We start from the raw sequence: 19397 nt of genomic DNA, 5'->3' as shown, positions 1-19397 counted from the left end.
GATGGTCCGTTGGTCAAGGGGTTAAGACACCGCCTTTTCACGGCGGTAACACGGGTTCGAATCCCGTACGGACTATATTTCGAGTAACTTAGGTTACTCTTTTTATTTTGTTTCTTTTTTTTATATGTTATAATAGCTTATAATACTATTTTGAGGTGAATTTATGTCTAAAGTTTTTGTTTTTGGTCATCAAAACCCTGATTCTGATGCAATCGGGTCTTCTTATGGATACGCTTATTTGAAACGTCAACTTGGTGTTGATGCTGAAGCTGTTGCTTTGGGTACTCCTAACGAGGAAACTGCTTTTGTTCTTGATTATTTTGGTGTTGAAGCACCACGAGTGGTTGAGTCTGCTCAATCAGAGGGAGTTAATCAAGTTATTCTTACAGACCATAATGAGTTTCAACAATCTATTTCAGATATTAAGGACGTTGAAGTTATTGAGGTAGTCGACCATCACCGTGTGGCTAACTTTGAAACTGCTAATCCATTAATGATGCGATTGGAACCTGTTGGATCTGCATCTTCAATTGTTTTTCGTATGTTTAAAGAAAACAATGTTGAAGTTCCTAAGGAAGTTGCTGGTTTGCTTTTGTCAGGTTTGATTTCAGATACTCTTCTTCTTAAATCTCCAACTACACATGCTTCAGATCCTGCAGTTGCAGCTGAACTTGCAGAAATTGCTGCTGTTAATCTAGAAGAATATGGTCTTGCTATGCTTAAAGCTGGTACTAATCTTTCCTCAAAATCTGCTGAAGAACTCATTGACATTGATGCAAAAACATTTGAATTGAATGGTAATCAAGTTCGTGTTGCACAAGTTAATACAGTTGATATTTCTGATGTTCTTTCTCGTCAAGCGGAAATTGAAGAAGCTATTAATAACTCAATTAAAAACAATGGTTACTCTGACTTTGTCTTAATGATTACTGATATTCTTAATTCTAATTCAGAAATTCTTGCACTTGGTTCAAATACTGATAAGGTTGAAGCTGCTTTTAATTTTGTTTTAGAAAATAATCATGCTTTCCTTGAAGGAGCTGTTTCTCGTAAGAAACAGGTAGTTCCTCAGTTGACTGAAAGCTTTAATGCTTAAAATTAGGCCATAAGGCCTTTTTTTAGTCCTCTGATTAATGGTATAATACTTCTTATGATAATACAATTTAACCCAAACAAACTATGTAAGCAACCTTTTTTTATGGAAATAGTGAATTATCTATATCTTAATCAGCCTGTGACCCTGAGAGCAATAAAAAGGCAGTTTCCTTTTCAAAAGAATATCGATAAATTAATTGAGGAGTTTGTAAAAGAAGGCTATATCGAACGATTCGAGAAACGTTACCGTTTATTAATTAGTCTTGTGTCGGATTCTTCTAAAATTGATTTAGAACAGCATTTTTTTATTAATGATGATTCTACTTGTTATTTAGAACTATTAAATCGTAGATTTGTTACTGAGATAAGTAATTCTACTAATGAAGTTGTTATTATTGAACAAACGAGTATTACGAGAGACGATCTTACGATTTCAAATTATTTCTATAAATTAAGAGAAAATCTACCATTATCGGAAGAGCAGAATAGATTATATGATATATTAGGGGATGTTAATCCTGAATATTTTTTGAAACATGTTACAACTTTTCTTTTAAAATACGTTAGGAAGGAATATGCACTTCAAAAAAGGAGGAATATTTTTGTTGATGCTTTAGAATTATTAGGGTATCTTGTTCAAGTAGAAGAAGGGCGTTATCTTTTGAATATGGATTTAGATTCCGAAGCATTAGTTTTTAGTGCAAAAAAAGACTAGTATCATTACTAGTCTTTTTTATGACAACTTTAACGATTCCTTAGTTCAAGATAACGTTTGTACCAGATGTTAACATAAGATTGTGAAAATGGCCCCTTACCATTGTTAATCCAATCTACCAAGATTTTAACATGTTCCTTTAAGATATAGTCAATATCAGGAGAGTAATGCATTTCTTTTTTATGTGTTTCATACTCATCTACATCTAGCAATTTTTTTTCACCATCAGCGAAGACTTTGACATCTAGGTCATAGTCAATATATTTTAGTGCTTCTTGGTCCAAAATATATGGACTAGCTAAATTGCAGTAGTAGGAAATGCCGTTATCCCTAATCATGGCTATAATATTAAACCAGTATTTTTTGTGGAAATAAACAATAGCAGGTTCACGTGTTACCCATCGTCTTCCGTCTGCTTCAGTAACGAGGGTGTGGTCGTTAACGCCAATAACAGCATTCTCAGTTGTCTTTAGTACCATAGTATCGCGCCAAGTACGGTGCAAACTACCATCATGCTTATAACTTTGAATTGTGATAAAGTCGCCTTCTTTTGGTAATTTCATGGCGTCCTCTTTCTACAATAAGGGTTATCCCCTTTATTGTATCATAATTTTTTGAAAAGAGGGGGAATACCTATAAATATTCTCTTAGAGCGGATGCTATCGCATCAAAGTCATAACCTTTTCGGGCTAAAGATTGTGTCAAGCGTTGCTTAAGCTCATAACCGTCGTATTTTTTACTAAATTTTTGATATTGCTTATCAATTTCTTTATAAAGTAGAGCTTGCTCATTTTCTTCATCTGCTTCAAGTTCTAGATGATCGATTGCTAGTTTACTTTCTTGGAATGAAAAACCTTTATTGATAAGGCTTTGAGTTAATTTATCTTTTAGAGCTTTAGATGGTAGTTTTCCCTGATATTTTCGTAACAGTTTTGAGGCTACTTTAATGGCTATTTCTGAGAAATCAAATTGGCATAAAACATCGTCAATGATTTGTTTGTTACAACCTTTTTGAAGCCATTTTTGCTTCAGCACATAGGCCCCTTTATCGCCTGAATTCAGATTTTGTTGAGCTAGACTTTCTAGGAGTTTGTAATCATCAATCCAATGATTCTTTTTTAGATTATCAATAATTTTGGGAATTATATGAGGGTTTATTTCATGTTTAAAAAGGTAATCTTTTACTTCTTTCTCAGTACGTTGTTTAAATGAAATAAAATAGAGAGCTAGGTTTTTACCATGCGAGAACTGAGCAAAGGATTTAATATCCTCTAGTTGATCTTTGTCCAGTATCATTTCTTTAGTCAACATGTATTTAACGATGGTATCTTCTGTAACGTAGAGACTCTCTTTTTTATCTATCTCAAGGAGATAAAGTCTCTTTTTCTTCTCGATTTTTGTGATTTTCATAGTTATTATTATATCAAAATGTTAGAATGGTAGTATGAATTTACAAGTGAAACAGCGTATCCCGCTTAAGATAAAACGCATGGGAATCAATGGCGAAGGCATTGGTTTTTATAAGAAAACTCTAGTTTTTGTACCAGGGGCTTTGAAGGGTGAAGAGGTGTTCTGTCAGATTGTTTCTGTTAAGAGAAACTTTGTTCAGGCGAAATTATTAAAGATTAATAAACCTTCTAAGTTTCGTGTCGAACCTGCATGTAATATTTATGAAGACTGTGGTGGTTGCCAGTTAATGCATCTTCGTTATGATAAGCAATTAGAGTTTAAAACTGACTTGTTAGGACAAGCCTTGAAGAAGTTTAAACCGGCTAATTTTGAGTCATATGACATTCGTCCAACAATAGGGATGGAGCAACCACAACATTACCGAGCTAAACTACAATTTCAAACCCGTTCTTTTGGTGGCTCAGTTAAGGCTGGCTTATTTGCGGAAGGGAGTCATCGCCTCATTAATATTGATGATTGCCTAGTTCAGGATGAGCTAACTCAAGCCATTATGAATAAGGTGACAAATTTGTTAGATAAATACAAGTTACCAATTTATAATGAGCGCAAAATTGCTGGAATTCGTACTGTTATGATACGACGTGCTTTGGGTTCAAATCAGGTCCAGTTAATTTTTGTAACCTCTAAATCAGTTTCTTTCACAAAATTAGTTAAGGAATTGACGGAAAGTTTTCCAGAAATCGTAACAATTGCTGTCAATTATAATTATTCGAAATCCAGTGAGATTTATGGACAGGATACTGAGATTATTTGGGGACAAGACACGATTCAAGAAGAGGTACTGGACTATAACTTCGCTCTCTCTCCTCGTGCATTTTACCAGTTGAATCCTCAACAAACAGAGGTACTCTATGGTCAGGCTGTTGAAGCTTTGGATGTGGATAAGGCTGAACATCTTATTGATGCTTATTGTGGGGTTGGTACTATTGGACTTGCTTTTGCAAATAAGGTAAAGAGTATTCGAGGTATGGATATTATTCCTGAGGCTATTGAGGATGCTAGGAAGAATGCCAAATCACTTGGACTGGAAAATGCTCACTATGAGGTGGGTAAAGCAGAAGATATCATTCCACGTTGGTACAAGGAAGGGTATCGAGCAGATGCTCTTATTGTGGATCCCCCTAGAACTGGTTTAGATGATAAGCTACTTAAAACGATACTGGACTACACTCCTGAAAAAATGGTATATGTTTCATGTAATGTATCTACTTTGGCTAGAGACCTAGTTTCTTTGGCTAAAGTTTATGATGTTAATTATATCCAGTCAGTAGATATGTTTCCTCATACGGCTCGAACAGAAGCAGTTGTGAAGCTAACTAAGAAAATGTGATAAAACCTAACATAAAAAACAAGAAATTTTCAAAATTGTTGGAAAATTTCTTTATTTTTCTGAAAAATAGGAGTATAATAGGCTTATCGATTTTTTAAAGGAGGAGCGTATGAAAAAGAGCTTCATTCATCAACAAGAGGAAATTTCTTTTGTGAAGAATACTTTTACACAGTATTTGATTGATAAACTTGACGTCGTTGAAGTGCAAGGGCCTATTTTGAGTAAGGTCGGGGATGGTATGCAGGATAATTTGAGCGGTATTGAGAATCCTGTAACTGTTAATGTGCTTCAGATTCCAGACGCGACATACGAAGTTGTTCACTCATTAGCAAAATGGAAACGCCATACTTTGGCTCGTTTTGGTTTCAATGAAGGTGAAGGGCTTGTGGTTAATATGAAGGCTCTTCGTCCAGATGAAGATTCATTGGATGCAACGCACTCTGTTTACGTTGACCAATGGGACTGGGAAAAAGTTATTCCTGACGGACATCGTAATATCGCTTATTTGAAAGAAACTGTTGAAACCATTTATAAGGTCATTCGTTTGACTGAGCTAGCAGTTGAAGCACGTTACGATATTGAAGCAATTTTACCTAAGAAAATTACCTTCATCCATTCAGAAGAGCTTGTTGAGAAGTACCCTGATTTGACACCAAAAGAGCGTGAAGATGCTATTACCAAGGAATATGGTGCTGTATTCTTGATTGGTATCGGTGGTGTTCTTCCTGATGGAAAACCACATGATGGTCGTGCACCTGACTATGATGACTGGACAACTGAGTCTGAGAATGGTTACCGTGGTTTGAATGGAGATATCTTGGTTTGGAATGAACAATTAGGACATGCTTTTGAATTGTCATCAATGGGTATTCGTGTTGATGAAGATGCCCTTAAACGTCAGGTTGAAATTACTGGCGACCAAGATCGTTTGAAATTGGATTGGCACCAAGCTTTGTTACATGGCCTTTTCCCACTAACAATTGGTGGAGGTATTGGTCAATCACGTATGGCTATGTTCTTGCTTCGTAAGAAACATATTGGTGAGGTTCAAACTTCAGTTTGGCCAGATGCCGTTCGTGAAACTTACGAAAACATCTTGTAAAAAAAGCACTAACGAAAGTTAGTGTTTTTTGGTTTGCAATAGCTATGCATAATTGATTAATGAATTGGCTATTGGAGTAGATATGATAAGAGCTGGCTTAGTTTTTCTCATAAAGAAAAAACCTTTCCCCTGAAGGAGATAGGTTTTTAGATTAGTCGCCACTACGGAAAAAGGCATCATAAAGAGCTCTGACGGCTGCTTTTTCTTGCTCAGTTTCAATTACAAACATAACAGAAACCTCACTAGAACCTTGAGAAATCATTTCTAGGTTAATATGTTTTTCAGAGAGCGCTTTAGCTGCTGTCGCTGTAACACCGATGTGGTCTTTCATATTTTCACCAACAATCATGAGAATTGAAAGGCCATGTTCAATTTCAACTTCATCAACACCGAGTTCACGAGTCAAGTATGAAAGGATTTCTTGTTCTTTGATTGGGGTAAGTTCACGTTCTCGAATAATGATTGAAAGATCATCGATTCCAGAAGGCATGTGTTCCCAACGGATGTTTAAATCTTCCAAGATTTGAAGCACCTTACGTCCAAAACCGACCTCACGGTTCATAAGGTATTTGCTCATATTAATACTTACAAATTTGTCATCACTAGCAATACCAACGACAGGAACTGTTGCACCCTTGTGCTCAAGAATAATACGAGTACCAGGATGAGATGGGTTATTTGTGTTTTTAATAACGAGCGGAATCTTACCACGGTAGGCAGGGAGGAGGGCTTCATCATGAAGTACAGAGAAGCCAGCATAAGCCAATTCACGCATTTCTTTGTAAGTCAACTCTGGAATTGAATGTGGTTCATGGACAACCCCAGGATGGGCTGCGAAAATACCATCTACATCCGTAAAGTTTTCGTATAAATCAGCTTTCACACCCGCTGCAACGATAGATCCTGTGATATCAGAGCCTCCACGCGAGAAAGTACAAATTTGATTATCAGGGGTAACACCAAAGAAACCAGGGATTACAAGAACCTCATCTGATTCACGAAGCTCCTCCAACTTGTCATAGGCTCCTGGAAGGATACGAGCATTCCCAGGTTCGCTTGAGACAAAAATACCAGCTTGGCGAGGGTGAACGTAACGTGCTTCAATACCGTTATTACGGAAATATTCAGCGATCAATTTTGCGTTATTATCTTCCCCTGCAGCTAGGAAAGTATCATAAAGGAAATCATTATCTTCAATCGGAAGAGTGGCAAGATCGTTGATAGATTTGGCAATCTTCGCCATTTCTGTTGATTTGAAGCCTAGCTCATCGACCATAGCTTGGTAGCGGTTAATAATCCATTCTTGGTCAGCTTTGACATCAACACCCTTTGTGTAGTGTTTATAGTATTTAATCAAGGCGTCTGTGACTTTGGTATCTTCATCGTTACGTTTACCTGGGGCAGAGACAACGACAAAGCGACGTTCAGGGTCAGATTTTACAATGTTTAAGACTTTTTCTAATTGTGTGGCTGAAGCAAGCGAGCTTCCACCGAATTTGATGACTTTCATAGTTACTCCAAAAATTTTAAATTACTCTACAATTATAGCAAAATTCTGACAATTTGTCACATTGTTTTTAAAAGCGAGTAAGATTTAGAATGATTATGGTACAATAAAGTAAGAAAGAGGAGGATATCCCGTGGTAGAGGCAATTATTTTTGATATGGATGGTGTCCTTTTTGACACTGAAAAATATTATTATGATCGACGTGCAAGTTTCTTAGCTCAAAAGGGAATTTCAATCGACCATTTACCCCCGTCTTTCTTTATAGGTGGAAATACTAAGCAAGTTTGGGAAAATATTCTCAGAGATGACTATGATAACTGGGATGTGCCAACTTTACAAGAAGAGTATAATGCCTATAAACAAGACAACCCCTTACCCTACAAAGAATTAATCTTTCCTGATGTTTTGAAAGTCTTGAATGAAGTGAAATCTCGAGGGCTGAAAATAGGTTTGGCTTCTAGCTCAGTGAAGGCAGATATCCTTAGAGCTTTGGAGGAAAATCATTTGGATGGTTTCTTTGATGTGGTTCTTTCAGGAGAAGAATTTAAAGAGAGTAAACCCAATCCAGAGATTTATCTGACAGCATTGAAGCATTTGAACGTGGAAGCAAATCAGGCTTTGATTATCGAAGATAGCGAAAAGGGGATTGCTGCTGGCGTTGCTGCTGGCGTTGAGGTCTGGGCCATAAAAGATAATCGTTTTGGCATGGATCAGGGAGCAGCCAAAGGTTTGTTGGATAACCTCATAGATGTTTTGGACTTATTGGAGTAACAGAGACACCGAGTTGTAGAGCTCGGTGTTTTGATATATCAAATTAAAAAACTCTAAGTTTCTGTTGACCTTTAGGTGGACTATGGTATACTAGAAAATAATGATGAATGATTTGATAATCAAATTATCTATTCATCAAATAAAATTGTATAAAAACATAAAGAACATGCGGTTTTCATATAGGAACTAGTTATCGGAGGAATGTAAAAAATGGCTTACGAAACAATTCTTTATAGTGTTGAAGAGGGAGTAGCAACTTTGACACTTAATCGTCCAGAAGTGCAAAATGGATTTAATATTCCAGTTTGTGATGAAATTATGGCTGCAATTGAAGAAGCTAATCAAGATGCGTCAGTAAAATTCTTGGTAATCAATGCTAATGGGAAAGTCTTTTCTGTTGGTGGAGACCTTGATCAAATGCAAAAAGCGGTTGCTGTAGATGATGTGCAGTCTTTGGTTCGTATTGCTGAGCAGGTAAATGAAATTTCATTTGCTCTTAAAAAATTGCCTAAGCCAGTTATTATGGTTGTTGATGGACCTTGTGCTGGTGCTGCAGCTAACTTAGCTGTTGCAGCAGACTTTACCATTGCATCTGATAAGGCTAAATTCATCCAAGCTTTTGTAGGTGTTGGTTTGGCACCTGACGCTGGAGGTCTTTACCTTTTGACACGTTCAATTGGTATCAACCGTGCGACTCAAATTACCATGACAGGAGAGCCAGTATCAGCTGAAAAAGCCTTGGACTGGGGAATTGCCTATAAGGTTGTCGAATCAGAAAAACTTGAAAAAACAGTTAGTCAGCTGATTAAAAAATTGAACCGTTCTTCAGTGAACTCCTTCAAAGCTATTAAAGAAATGGTTTGGGAATCTGAATTTGCAGGATGGGAAAATTATGCTAAGTTGGAACTTGACTTGCAAAAATCTCTTGCCTTTACAGAGGACTTCAAGGAAGGGGTTCGTGCTTATAGTGAGCGACGTCGACCTAAATTCCAAGGGAAATAACCACATTTTCTAAAAGAAAAACTAAAGTTTTTTAATCGGGCTTGCGAATTTAGTTTGAGTCTGATATAATTTGAAAGTCAAAGTTTTATTGAAAGGAGTCTGGTGTGAATTACGACAAAATTGATGGCTATCTTGTTGATATTTTTAATAACGTAGTTATTATCGAAGAAGCAAGTTTGAAGAATTCAAAGTTTAACGATGTTTCCCTCAAGGAAATGCATACCATTGATGTGATCGGTACACATCCAGATACGACACCAAGTGCAGTAGCTAAAGAACTCATGCTAACGCTTGGTACTGTAACAACTTCTCTCAATAAACTTGAAAAGAAAGGTTATATTGTCCGTACGCGTTCATCAGTTGACCGTCGTGTGGTCCATCTATCGCTTTCTAAAAAGGGTCGTTTGGTATATCGTCTTCACCGTCGTTTTCATAAATCAATGGTGATGAGGATTACAGAAGGCTTTAACGACGAGGAATTGAAGGTTATGAGCAAGGGATTGGAAAATCTCCACGCCTTTCTTGAGGAGTTGAAATAATGGCATTTGCAAAAATTAGTCAGGTTGCCCATTATGCACCTGCTCAGGTCGTGACTAATGATGACCTATCAAAAATCATGGATACTAGCGACGAGTGGATTCGCTCACGCACAGGTATTCAGGAACGTCGCATCTCATTGAATGAGAACACGAGTGATTTAGCCACCAATGTTGCTCATCAGCTATTAGAAAAATCAGGATTATCGCCAGAGGAGCTAGACTTTGTTTTAGTTGCAACGATTTCTCCGGATAGCTCTATGCCGTCAGTAGCGGCTCGAGTTCAAGGAGCAATCGGTGCAGTCAATGCTTTTGCTTTTGACATTACTGCAGCATGTAGTGGTTTCGTCTTTGCCTTGGCAACAGCAGAAAAATTGATTAAGTCAGGTGTCTACAAAAAAGGTCTAGTTATTGGTGCGGAAGTCCTTTCTAAAACTTTAGACTGGTCTGACCGTACAACAGCTGTCCTCTTTGGAGATGGTGCTGGCGGAGTCCTCCTGGAAGAAACTGAAGAAGAACATTTCTTCGGAGAATCTTTGAATACCGATGGTAGCAAGGGTGGTCTTGAGTCAGGAGCCTCTGCAGTTATCTCGCCTTATTCAGATGAGTCTGATCAGCCTAATCCCTATATGCAAATGGATGGGAAAGCGATCTTTGATTTTGCCGTTAAGACAGTTTCAAAGAGCATTAAGGCCTTGGTTGAAGAAAAAGGTGAACCTGATTACTTCCTGCTTCATCAAGCTAACATTCGTATTTTGGATATTATGGCTAAGAAAATCGATGTCAGTCGTGATAAATTCTTGGCAAACATGATGTCTTACGGTAATACCAGTGCGGCAAGTATCCCAATTTTGCTTTCTGAAAACGTGGCAAATGGGACCTTAAAATTAGACAGCGGTCAAACAATTCTTTTATCAGGTTTTGGTGGGGGTTTGACATGGGGCAGTCTTATTGTTAAAATCTAGTTATATAAATTATGCACCAGCATAGATTATAAGAAATATATTTATCTTAAAGGAGAAATTAAAATGGCAGTATTTGAAAAAGTACAAGAAATCATCGTTGAAGAACTTGGGAAAGACGCAGAAGAAGTAAAAGTAGAAACTACTTTTGACGAACTTGATGCTGACTCACTTGATGTATTCCAAGTTATCTCAGAAATCGAAGATGAATTCGATATCCAAATCGAAACTGAAGAAGGTCTTAACACTGTTGGTGACCTTGTTGCTTACGTAGAAGAAAAAACTAAATAAGCAGGGCATAGAGAATATTCTTATTTGGGATATTCTCCTTTGTTTATACAATTACTTTGATTATTAAACTATTTATTTGATTAGAAAATCGAAAAAAAGGTGAAAAATGAAATCTCGTATTACAGAACAGTTAGGAATTAAATATCCAATCTTCCAAGGTGGTATGGCTTGGGTCGCTGATGGTGATCTAGCAGGTGCCGTTTCAAATGCTGGTGGACTCGGAATTATTGGTGGTGGTAATGCCCCTAAAGAAGTGGTAAAAGCTAATATCGATAGAGTGAAACAAATCACTGACAAACCATTCGGTGTTAATATCATGCTTTTGTCACCATTTGCAGATGACATCGTTGACCTCGTTATCGAAGAGGGTGTTAAGGTTGTTACAACAGGTGCTGGAAACCCAGGTAAATACATGGAACGCTTCCACGAAGCAGGTATCACAGTTATTCCAGTTATTCCATCAGTTGCACTTGCTAAGCGTATGGAAAAACTTGGTGCTGATGCTGTTGTCGCAGAAGGTATGGAAGCTGGTGGTCACATCGGTAAATTGACAACTATGGCTCTTGTTCGCCAGGTTGCGGATGCGGTATCTATCCCAGTTATTGGTGCTGGTGGTGTTGCTGATGGACGTGGTATGGCTGCTGTTCTTATGCTTGGAGCAGAAGCTGTTCAGGTTGGTACGCGTTTCGCTGTTGCTAAGGAATCTAATGCTCACCAAAACTTCAAAGATAAGATTTTGAAGGCTAAAGATATCGATACTGTTATTTCAGCTTCTGTTGTTGGACACCCAGTTCGTGCGATTAAGAATAAATTGGCTACAGAATATAACCAAGCTGAAAAAGATTTCTTGGCTGGTAAGAAAACTCAAGAGGAAATTGAAGAACTTGGTGCAGGTGCCCTTCGTAACGCGGTAGTTGATGGAGATGTGGAATATGGTTCAGTCATGGCTGGACAAATTGCAGGTCTTGTTCGTAAAGAAGAAACGTGTGCAGAAATCTTGGAAGACCTTTACACAGGTGCTGCCAAGGTGATTAAAGAAGAAGCTGCTCGTTGGGCAGATGTAAACGTCTAAAAAACGTCGAAAGGATTAGGATAGTGACAAAACGTGCGTTCTTATTTGCTGGTCAAGGGGCTCAGAAATTGGGCATGGCGAGCGATTTGTATGCGGCTTATCCCGTTGTCAAAGAGACATTTGATACGGCTAGTCGTATTCTAGGTTATGATTTGCGTGAATTGATTGATTCTAACGAAGAAAAACTTAATCAGACACGCTATACTCAACCAGCTATTTTGACAACGTCAGTAGCCATTTATCGTCTCTTGGCAGAAAATGGTATCACTCCTGATATTGTTGCCGGCCTCTCTTTGGGTGAATATTCTGCCCTAGTTGCGGCTGGAGCACTCTCATTTGAGGATGCGGTAGCCTTGGTTGCTAAACGTGGAGAATTCATGGAAACAGCGGCTCCTGCTGGAAGTGGGAAAATGGTTGCAGTCATGAATACAGATCCAAGTTTGATTGAAGAAATCTGTCAAAAAGCATCTGAAAAGGGTGTAGTAACGCCTGCTAACTATAATACTCCAGCACAAATTGTTATTGGTGGTGAAGTTGAGGCTGTTGATTATGCTGTGGAATTGCTTAAAGAAGCTGGTGCTAAACGTCTGATTCCTCTTAATGTTTCAGGACCGTTCCATACAGCTTTACTTGAATCAGCTAGTCAAAAATTGGCAGCAGAACTTGAGAAAGTGTCATTCACTGACTTTAAGCTTCCTTTGGTAGGTAATACTGAAGCTCAAATCATGAAGTCAGAAGATGTTAAGGCACTTTTGGCTCGTCAGGTGATGGAACCTGTACGTTTTTACGATTCAATCGCGACTATTCAAGAATTTGGTGTAGATGAAGTGATTGAGATTGGTCCAGGTAAGGTCTTGTCAGGTTTCTTGAAGAAGATTGACAAAACTCTTCCGACTCATAATGTTGAAGATCAAGCTAGTCTTGATGCCCTTCTTAATGCTTAAAACGAGGTAAACATGGAACTTAAGAATAAAAATGTTTTTGTAACAGGTTCAACACGTGGAATTGGATTAGCTGTGGCACATAAGTTTGCTAGTCTTGGTGCCAACGTTGTCCTAAATGGACGTTCTGAAATTTCTGAGGACTTGCTTGCACAGTTTGCAGACTATGGTGTAACTGTTGTTGGTATCTCAGGTGATATTTCTAATGGCGAAGATGCTAAACGTATGGTTGCGGAAGCTATTGAAAAGCTTGGTAGTGTTGACGTGCTAGTTAATAATGCTGGTATCACTAACGATAAGTTGATGTTGAAGATGACTGAAGAAGATTTTGAACGTGTCTTGAAAATCAACTTGACTGGTGCCTTCAATATGACACAAGCTGTCTTGAAACCAATGTCTAAGGCGCGTCAAGGTGCCATCATCAATATGTCATCTGTTGTAGGTCTTATGGGGAATATTGGTCAAGCTAACTATGCAGCTTCAAAAGCTGGTTTGATTGGTTTCACTAAATCAGTAGCGCGTGAAGTTGCGGCCCGTGGTGTCCGTGTCAATGCTATCGCTCCTGGTTTCATTGAATCAGATATGACTGACGCTATTCCAGAGAAAATGAAAGATGCTATGATTGCTCAAGTACCAATGAAACGTATTGGTCAAGCAGAAGAAGTGGCAGAAGTTGCAGCATTCTTGGCTAGTCAAGAATATCTCACAGGTCAAACCATCGCTATTGATGGTGGTATGACCATGCAATAATTGATTTTCAATATCAAAAATCATTTACTAGAATATCCATCCGACAAAAGGAGAATATATATGTCTACAAATCGTGTTGTTGTTACAGGTTACGGCGTGACCTCACCAATCGGTAATACACCAGAAGAATTTTGGAACAGTCTTCATGACGGTAAAATTGGTATTAAGCCAATTACTAAGTTTGATGCTTCTGAAATTCCAGTCTTTAACGCTGGTGAAATCCAAGATTTCCCGTTCGATAAATACTTTGTGAAAAAAGATACTAATCGTATGGACACTTACTCACTTTATGCGATTTATGCTGCTATGGAAGCTCTTGAAACTTCAGGACTTAACATGGAAGAAGAAGATCGTGATCGTGTTGGTGTTATCGTGTCATCTGGTATCGGTGGTCTCCAAGAACTTGAAGATCAAATCATTCGTATGCACGAACGTGGTATGAAACGTATCAAACCAATGTTTATCCCTAAAGCACTCTCAAACATGGGTGCTGGTAACATTGCTCTTAAAATTGGTGCTCAAGGGGTATGTAAATCCGTGACAACTGCTTGTGCCTCTGCCAATGATGCAATCGGTGAGGCCTTCCGTGAAATTAAATTCGGTTTGCATGATGTTGTCTTGGCTGGTGGTGCTGAAGCTTCAATCACTAAGATTGGTATCGGTGGTTTCAATGCTCTTACAGCACTTTCAACAACAGAGGATCCAGAACGTTCATCAATTCCATTTGATAAAGACCGTAATGGTTTTGTTATGGGTGAAGGTGCAGGGGTTCTCGTTATCGAAAGCTTGGAACATGCTCAAAAACGTGGTGCTAACATCTTGGCTGAGATTGTTGGTTACGGATCAAACTGTGATGCCTACCACATGACAACACCAACTCCAGACGGTTCTGGTGCTGCTAAAGCAATTAAATTGGCTATCAATGAAGCTGGTATCAAACCTGAAGATGTTGATTATGTTAATGCTCACGGGACATCAACACCTGCCAATGAAAAAGGTGAAAGTGGTGCCATTGTTTCTGTACTTGGTAAAGATGTTCCAGTTTCATCTACTAAATCATTTACAGGTCACTTGCTAGGTGCTGCTGGTGCGGTTGAAGCTATTGCAACAATCGAAGCTATTCGTCATAGTTATGTACCGAAAACTGCTGGTACAAAAGAATTGTCTGACTACATCGAAGCTAATGTTGTTTATGGTGAAGGTCAAGAAGCTGATATTGAGTACGCAATTTCAAATACTTTCGGTTTTGGTGGACACAATGCTGTTCTTGCCTTTAAACGTTGGGAGGCTTAATTCATGAATATTTCTGAAATCAAAGATTTGTTGGCTCAATTTGATGCATCAACTTTGCGTGAATTTTCATACAAAAACAATGGTGAAGAATTGAACTTGAGCAAAAATCAAACAAGTTCAGTAACAGCTGCCCCAGTAGCTCCTACAGTTGAAGTAGTTGCGCCAGCTCCCCAGGCTCCGGTTGCTCCAGTAGCAGCACCTGCTGCTGTTGAAACTCCAGCAACACCAGTTGAAGAAGCTTCTGCACCACCTCAAGCTGCTGAAGGAGAAGTGGTTGAAAGTCCACTTGTCGGTGTGGCTTACTTGTCTCCATCACCTGAAAAACCAGCCTTTGTTTCTGTTGGAGACACTGTTAAGAAAGGTCAAACTCTTCTTATCGTTGAAGCGATGAAGGTTATGAATGAAGTGCCAGCACCTAAAGATGGTGTTATTACTGAAATCTTGGTAGCAAATGAAGAAGTTGTTGACTACGGAAAAGGATTGGTACGCATCAAATGACAATTGATATTAATGCTATTCGTGAAGCTTTACCACACCGTTATCCAATGCTTTTGGTTGACCGTGTGCTAGAAGTTTCAGAAGACGAAATCACAGCTATTAAAAATGTAACGATCAATGAACCTTTCTTTAATGGACATTTTCCTCAATACCCAGTTATGCCTGGCGTTCTTATCATGGAAGCTCTTGCGCAAACAGCTGGTGTTCTTGAATTGTCTAAACCTGAAAATAAGGGCAAATTAGTCTTTTACGCAGGTATGGATAAGGTTAAATTTAAAAAACAAGTGGTTCCTGGTGACCAACTTGTTATGACAGCTAAGTTTGTTAAGCGTCGTGGAACAATTGCTGTTGTTGAAGCTAAGGCTGAAGTCGATGGTAAACTTGCTGCATCAGGTACTTTGACTTTTGCTATTGGAAGCTAATGTTTTGTGAAAATCCTTCTGGCGACAGTCGGAAAGGATTTTTCTTTAGACATTGGTCTATCACATAGAAAGGAAATCAACACAGACTATCAAAAAATGTCTGATGTTATCTTGTTTTATGTTTAAAAAATTATTGATTGCCAATCGTGGTGAAATTGCAGTGCGTATTATCCGTGCAGCGCGTGAATTGGGTATCCAAACGGTTGCTATTTATTCTGAAGCAGATAAGGATTCTCTCCATACTATGCTTGCTGATGAAGCTATTTGTATCGGGCCTGCAAAATCAACGGATTCTTATTTAAATATGAATCGTGTCCTATCAGCTGCTATTGTGACTGAGGCTCAAGCTATTCACCCAGGGTTTGGTTTCTTGAGTGAAAACTCTAAATTTGCCACTCTCTGTGAAGAAATGAACATCAAGTTTATTGGTCCTTCAGGCGAAGTCATGGACAAGATGGGTGACAAAATCAATGCCCGTGCTGAAATGATTAAGGCTAATGTCCCTGTAATTCCTGGTTCAGATGGTGAAGTCTTTACAGCTGAGGAGGCTTTGGAAGTTGCCAACCGTCTTGGTTACCCAGTGATGCTTAAGGCTTCTGCCGGTGGTGGCGGTAAGGGGATTCGTAAGGTTAACACTGAAGAAGAGTTAGCTCCAGCTTTCGAATCTGCGTCACAAGAAGCTAAAGCAGCCTTTGGTAATGGGGCGATGTATATTGAAAAAGTTATTTACCCAGCTCGTCATATCGAGGTTCAAATTTTGGGAGATAGCTACGGTAACATTGTTCACCTAGGTGAGCGTGATTGCTCTCTTCAACGTAATAACCAAAAGGTCTTGGAAGAATCACCTTCAGTTGCTATTGGTAAGACTCTTCGTCACGAAATTGGTTCTGCAGCTGTCCGTGCCGCTAAGGCTGTAAATTATGAAAATGCGGGTACTATCGAGTTCCTTCTTGATGAAAAAACAGGTCAGTTCTATTTCATGGAAATGAATACCCGTGTTCAAGTTGAGCACCCAGTTACAGAATTTGTAAGTGGTGTGGATATTGTTAAAGAACAAATCCGTATTGCCGCAGGTGAAAAACTCTCTGTGACCCAAGATGATATTGAAATCAAGGGACATGCTATTGAGTGTCGTATCAATGCAGAAAATCCTAAGTTCAACTTTGCACCTAGTCCAGGGAAAATTAGCAATCTCTACCTACCTAGTGGTGGTGTTGGTCTTCGTGTAGACAGTGCAGTCTATCCTGGCTATACTATTCCACCTTACTATGATTCAATGATTGCTAAAATCATTGTTCATGGAGAAAATCGATTTGAGGCACTCATGAAGATGCAACGTGCCCTTTACGAGCTCGAAATCGATGGTGTTGTGACTAATGCTGACTTCCAGTTGGATTTGATTTCGGATCGTAGCGTTATCGCTGGGGATTATGATACTTCCTTCTTGATGGAGACCTTCCTACCAGATTATCAGAATCGTGAGGAATAAAGTTTATGGGATTATTTGATCGAAAAGAAAAGTATATCCGTATCAATCCTAACCGTTCTGTACGTAATGGGGTTGATCACCAAGTGCCAGAAGTTCCAGATGAACTTTTTGCCAAATGTCCTGGTTGTAAACAAGCTATTTATCAAAAGGACTTGGGACAAGCTAAAATCTGTCCAAATTGTTCTTATACCTTCCGTATTTCCGCTAAAGAACGTCTCGATTTAACGGTTGATGAGGGTTCTTTCCAGGAACTTTTTACAGGAATTGAAACCAAAAATCCATTGAATTTCCCAGGTTATATGGAGAAATTAGCGGCAACCAAGGAAAAAACGGGTCTTGATGAAGCAGTTGTGACAGGCGTTGCAACTATCAAGGGACAAAGAACAGCCTTAGCTATTATGGATTCTAACTTTATCATGGCTTCAATGGGAACTGTTGTTGGTGAAAAAATCACCCAGCTCTTTGAACATGCGATTGAAAAAAAACTTCCAGTTGTTATTTTTACAGCATCTGGTGGTGCCCGTATGCAAGAAGGAATCATGAGTTTGATGCAGATGGCCAAGATTTCAGCCGCTGTAAAACGTCATTCGAATGCTGGCTTGTTGTATTTGACTGTATTGACAGATCCAACAACTGGTGGAGTTACAGCAAGTTTCGCCATGGAAGGTGATATCATCTTAGCTGAGCCACAAACCTTGATTGGTTTCGCAGGTCGTCGTGTTATTGAAAACACAGTTCGCGAAACTTTGCCAGATGATTTCCAAAAGGCTGAGTTCCTTCAAGAACATGGTTTTGTTGATGCCATTGTTAAACGTACAGAGTTGGCTGATACCATTGCCACACTCTTATCATTCCATGGAGGTGTTCAATGAGCGACGTAGCACGTATTTTAAAAGAAGCGCGTGACCAAGGCCGTTTAACTGCTTTGGACTTTGCCCAAGGAATCTTCGATGACTTTATCGAACTTCATGGCGACCGTAATTTCCGTGACGATGGTGCCATTATTGGTGGTATTGGTCGTTTAAATGGCCAAGCGGTTACTGTAGTGGGTATCCAAAAAGGTAGAAACCTACAAGATAACCTTAACCGTAACTTTGGGCAACCTCATCCAGAGGGCTATCGTAAGGCTCTTCGCCTCATGAAACAGGCTGAAAAGTTTGGACGTCCAGTTGTTACCTTTATCAATACTGCAGGTGCTTATCCTGGTGTTGGAGCAGAGGAACGTGGACAAGGTGAGGCAATTGCGCGTAACCTTATGGAAATGAGTGATCTTAAGGTGCCAATTATTGCCATCATCATTGGTGAAGGTGGTTCGGGAGGAGCTCTTGCCTTGGCGGTAGCCGATAAGGTTTGGATGCTTGAAAATACCATCTACTCTATCTTGAGTCCGGAAGGGTTTGCGACTATTCTCTGGAAAGATGGCTCACGTTCAGAAGAGGCAGCAGAGTTGATGAAGATTACATCAGGCGAGTTGCTTAATATGGGAATCGTTGATAAGGTGATTCCAGAACGTGGTTACTTTACAAGTGAAATTATTGAAGCAATTAAGACAGCAATTGTAGATGAGTTGGCAGAATTAAGCCAATTATCAACAGAGGACTTGCTTGAAGCGCGTTATCAACGTTTTAGAAAATACTAAAAAACATTGGGATATATCCCAATGTTTTTTAAACGGTATGACGTTCGAAGGCTTGGTCTGAGATACCTTGTTCGAGGATAAGTTTAGCCCATTCCTTAGCTGAATGAAGACTGTGATCCTTGTAGTTACCACAAGATTCAATGGTAGTTCCTGGAACATCTTCCCATGTAATCTCGTTAGCAATAGCTTCAAGACTAGATTTGATAACTTTAGCAATTTCTGTAGGATCTTGTTTACCCCACATAATCATATGGAAGCCTGTACGGCAACCAAATGGTGAGCAATCAATAAGTCCATCGATACGTTGACGGATCAGTTTAGCGAGTAGGTGTTCGATAGTGTGAAGACCACCTGTGTCAATACTATTTTCATTAGGTTGAATCAAACGGATATCAAAGTTTGTAATGATATCTCCTTTAGGTCCAACTTCCTCAGAAATAAGACGCACATAAGGTGCTTTTACAATGGTGTGATCAAGTTCAAAACTTTCAACAGTAACGTCTTTTGGCAT

The 19397-nt window shown here is 39.0% G+C and carries 22 protein-coding genes and 1 tRNA gene; 19 read left to right on the top strand and 4 right to left on the bottom strand.

Annotated features, from left to right (window positions below; all coding sequences use genetic code 11):
* Positions 1-3: 3 nt before the first annotated feature.
* The 3 genes from HMPREF1519_RS09790 (at position 4) to HMPREF1519_RS09780 (ending at position 1810) form a co-directional block, all read left to right on the top strand.
* Positions 4-75 (top strand) — tRNA-Glu (locus tag HMPREF1519_RS09790).
* An 88-nt stretch (positions 76-163) separates the two neighbouring features.
* Positions 164-1096, top strand: a complete 933-nt coding sequence (locus HMPREF1519_RS09785) for a manganese-dependent inorganic pyrophosphatase (protein ID WP_022495991.1) — start codon at positions 164-166, stop codon at positions 1094-1096.
* Positions 1097-1150: 54 nt separating this feature from the next.
* Positions 1151-1810: a DUF1803 domain-containing protein gene (locus tag HMPREF1519_RS09780; protein WP_004181883.1), complete on the top strand. Its 660-nt coding sequence runs from the start codon at positions 1151-1153 to the stop codon at positions 1808-1810.
* 29 nt (positions 1811-1839) lie between these two features.
* Here HMPREF1519_RS09780 and ntdP read toward each other — a convergent pair whose 3' ends face one another.
* Both ntdP and recX read right to left on the bottom strand, forming a co-directional pair.
* Positions 1840-2373: a nucleoside tri-diphosphate phosphatase gene (gene ntdP, locus HMPREF1519_RS09775; protein WP_002886644.1), complete on the bottom strand. Its 534-nt coding sequence runs from the start codon at positions 2371-2373 to the stop codon at positions 1840-1842.
* Positions 2374-2443: 70 nt separating this feature from the next.
* The gene (gene recX, locus HMPREF1519_RS09770; protein WP_022495989.1) at positions 2444-3220 is read right to left on the bottom strand and encodes a recombination regulator RecX; all 777 of its coding nucleotides are present in this window, start codon (positions 3218-3220) and stop codon (positions 2444-2446) included.
* A 34-nt stretch (positions 3221-3254) separates the two neighbouring features.
* Here recX and rlmD point away from each other — a divergent pair, with 34 nt between their 5' ends.
* Both rlmD and asnA read left to right on the top strand, forming a co-directional pair.
* Positions 3255-4610 carry a 23S rRNA (uracil(1939)-C(5))-methyltransferase RlmD gene (gene rlmD, locus HMPREF1519_RS09765; RefSeq protein WP_022495988.1) on the top strand — a complete coding sequence of 452 codons (1356 nt, stop codon included), beginning with the start codon at positions 3255-3257 and terminating at the stop codon, positions 4608-4610.
* Between the two features lie 109 nt (positions 4611-4719).
* On the top strand, positions 4720-5712 hold the full coding sequence (gene asnA, locus HMPREF1519_RS09760) for an aspartate--ammonia ligase (RefSeq protein WP_004181885.1): 993 nt from the start codon (positions 4720-4722) through the stop codon (positions 5710-5712).
* Between the two features lie 151 nt (positions 5713-5863).
* Here the strand turns inward: asnA and HMPREF1519_RS09755 are convergent, their stop codons facing one another.
* Positions 5864-7222, bottom strand: coding sequence for an aspartate kinase (locus tag HMPREF1519_RS09755; RefSeq protein ID WP_022495987.1), 1359 nt, complete (start codon positions 7220-7222; stop codon positions 5864-5866).
* A 130-nt stretch (positions 7223-7352) separates the two neighbouring features.
* Between HMPREF1519_RS09755 and HMPREF1519_RS09750 the strand changes: the two genes are divergently transcribed.
* From HMPREF1519_RS09750 to HMPREF1519_RS09685, 14 genes are all read left to right on the top strand, one after another.
* A complete protein-coding gene (locus tag HMPREF1519_RS09750) occupies positions 7353-7991 on the top strand; it encodes an HAD family hydrolase (protein ID WP_022495986.1) in 639 nt (212 codons plus the stop codon).
* Positions 7992-8201: 210 nt separating this feature from the next.
* Positions 8202-8993: an enoyl-CoA hydratase gene (locus HMPREF1519_RS09745; protein ID WP_002885566.1), complete on the top strand. Its 792-nt coding sequence runs from the start codon at positions 8202-8204 to the stop codon at positions 8991-8993.
* A gap of 104 nt (positions 8994-9097) precedes the next feature.
* Positions 9098-9532 (top strand): fatty acid biosynthesis transcriptional regulator FabT, encoded by a 435-nt coding sequence (gene fabT, locus HMPREF1519_RS09740; protein WP_002885562.1) that lies wholly within the window; start codon positions 9098-9100, stop codon positions 9530-9532.
* A complete protein-coding gene (locus HMPREF1519_RS09735; RefSeq protein WP_037612035.1) occupies positions 9532-10494 on the top strand; it encodes a beta-ketoacyl-ACP synthase III in 963 nt (320 codons plus the stop codon). Before fabT ends, HMPREF1519_RS09735 begins: the two co-directional genes overlap by 1 nt.
* 63 nt (positions 10495-10557) lie before the next feature.
* On the top strand, positions 10558-10782 hold the full coding sequence (locus HMPREF1519_RS09730) for an acyl carrier protein (protein ID WP_002885495.1): 225 nt from the start codon (positions 10558-10560) through the stop codon (positions 10780-10782).
* A gap of 106 nt (positions 10783-10888) precedes the next feature.
* Positions 10889-11854 (top strand): enoyl-[acyl-carrier-protein] reductase FabK, encoded by a 966-nt coding sequence (fabK, locus tag HMPREF1519_RS09725; protein ID WP_022495984.1) that lies wholly within the window; start codon positions 10889-10891, stop codon positions 11852-11854.
* A 23-nt stretch (positions 11855-11877) separates the two neighbouring features.
* Positions 11878-12798 (top strand): ACP S-malonyltransferase, encoded by a 921-nt coding sequence (fabD, locus tag HMPREF1519_RS09720; protein ID WP_022495983.1) that lies wholly within the window; start codon positions 11878-11880, stop codon positions 12796-12798.
* A 12-nt stretch (positions 12799-12810) separates the two neighbouring features.
* On the top strand, positions 12811-13545 hold the full coding sequence (gene fabG / locus HMPREF1519_RS09715; protein WP_002885572.1) for a 3-oxoacyl-[acyl-carrier-protein] reductase: 735 nt from the start codon (positions 12811-12813) through the stop codon (positions 13543-13545).
* 60 nt (positions 13546-13605) lie between these two features.
* Entirely contained in the window at positions 13606-14838 is a 1233-nt protein-coding gene (gene fabF / locus HMPREF1519_RS09710) for a beta-ketoacyl-ACP synthase II (RefSeq protein ID WP_022495982.1), read from the top strand.
* A 3-nt stretch (positions 14839-14841) separates the two neighbouring features.
* Positions 14842-15336: an acetyl-CoA carboxylase biotin carboxyl carrier protein gene (accB, locus tag HMPREF1519_RS09705; RefSeq protein ID WP_022495981.1), complete on the top strand. Its 495-nt coding sequence runs from the start codon at positions 14842-14844 to the stop codon at positions 15334-15336.
* Complete coding sequence (gene fabZ / locus HMPREF1519_RS09700) at positions 15333-15758, top strand: 3-hydroxyacyl-ACP dehydratase FabZ (RefSeq protein ID WP_002885470.1); 426 nt, start codon at positions 15333-15335, stop codon at positions 15756-15758. The genes accB and fabZ overlap by 4 nt, the downstream gene beginning before the upstream one ends.
* 118 nt (positions 15759-15876) lie before the next feature.
* Entirely contained in the window at positions 15877-17247 is a 1371-nt protein-coding gene (locus HMPREF1519_RS09695) for an acetyl-CoA carboxylase biotin carboxylase subunit (protein WP_002885488.1), read from the top strand.
* Between the two features lie 5 nt (positions 17248-17252).
* On the top strand, positions 17253-18119 hold the full coding sequence (accD, locus tag HMPREF1519_RS09690) for an acetyl-CoA carboxylase, carboxyltransferase subunit beta (RefSeq protein ID WP_022495980.1): 867 nt from the start codon (positions 17253-17255) through the stop codon (positions 18117-18119).
* The gene (locus HMPREF1519_RS09685; RefSeq protein WP_002886662.1) at positions 18116-18886 is read left to right on the top strand and encodes an acetyl-CoA carboxylase carboxyl transferase subunit alpha; all 771 of its coding nucleotides are present in this window, start codon (positions 18116-18118) and stop codon (positions 18884-18886) included. The genes accD and HMPREF1519_RS09685 overlap by 4 nt, the downstream gene beginning before the upstream one ends.
* Positions 18887-18914: 28 nt before the next feature.
* On the opposite strand, the gene HMPREF1519_RS09680 is transcribed toward HMPREF1519_RS09685, so the two are convergent.
* Positions 18915-19397, bottom strand: coding sequence for an S-ribosylhomocysteine lyase (locus HMPREF1519_RS09680; protein WP_002885585.1), 483 nt, complete (start codon positions 19395-19397; stop codon positions 18915-18917).

The sequence above is a fragment of the Streptococcus sp. SR4 genome (genome assembly GCF_000517725.1).
In the GTDB taxonomy this organism is placed as follows: domain Bacteria; phylum Bacillota; class Bacilli; order Lactobacillales; family Streptococcaceae; genus Streptococcus; species Streptococcus salivarius_F.
This window is presented reverse-complemented; position numbering and strand designations above follow the sequence as displayed.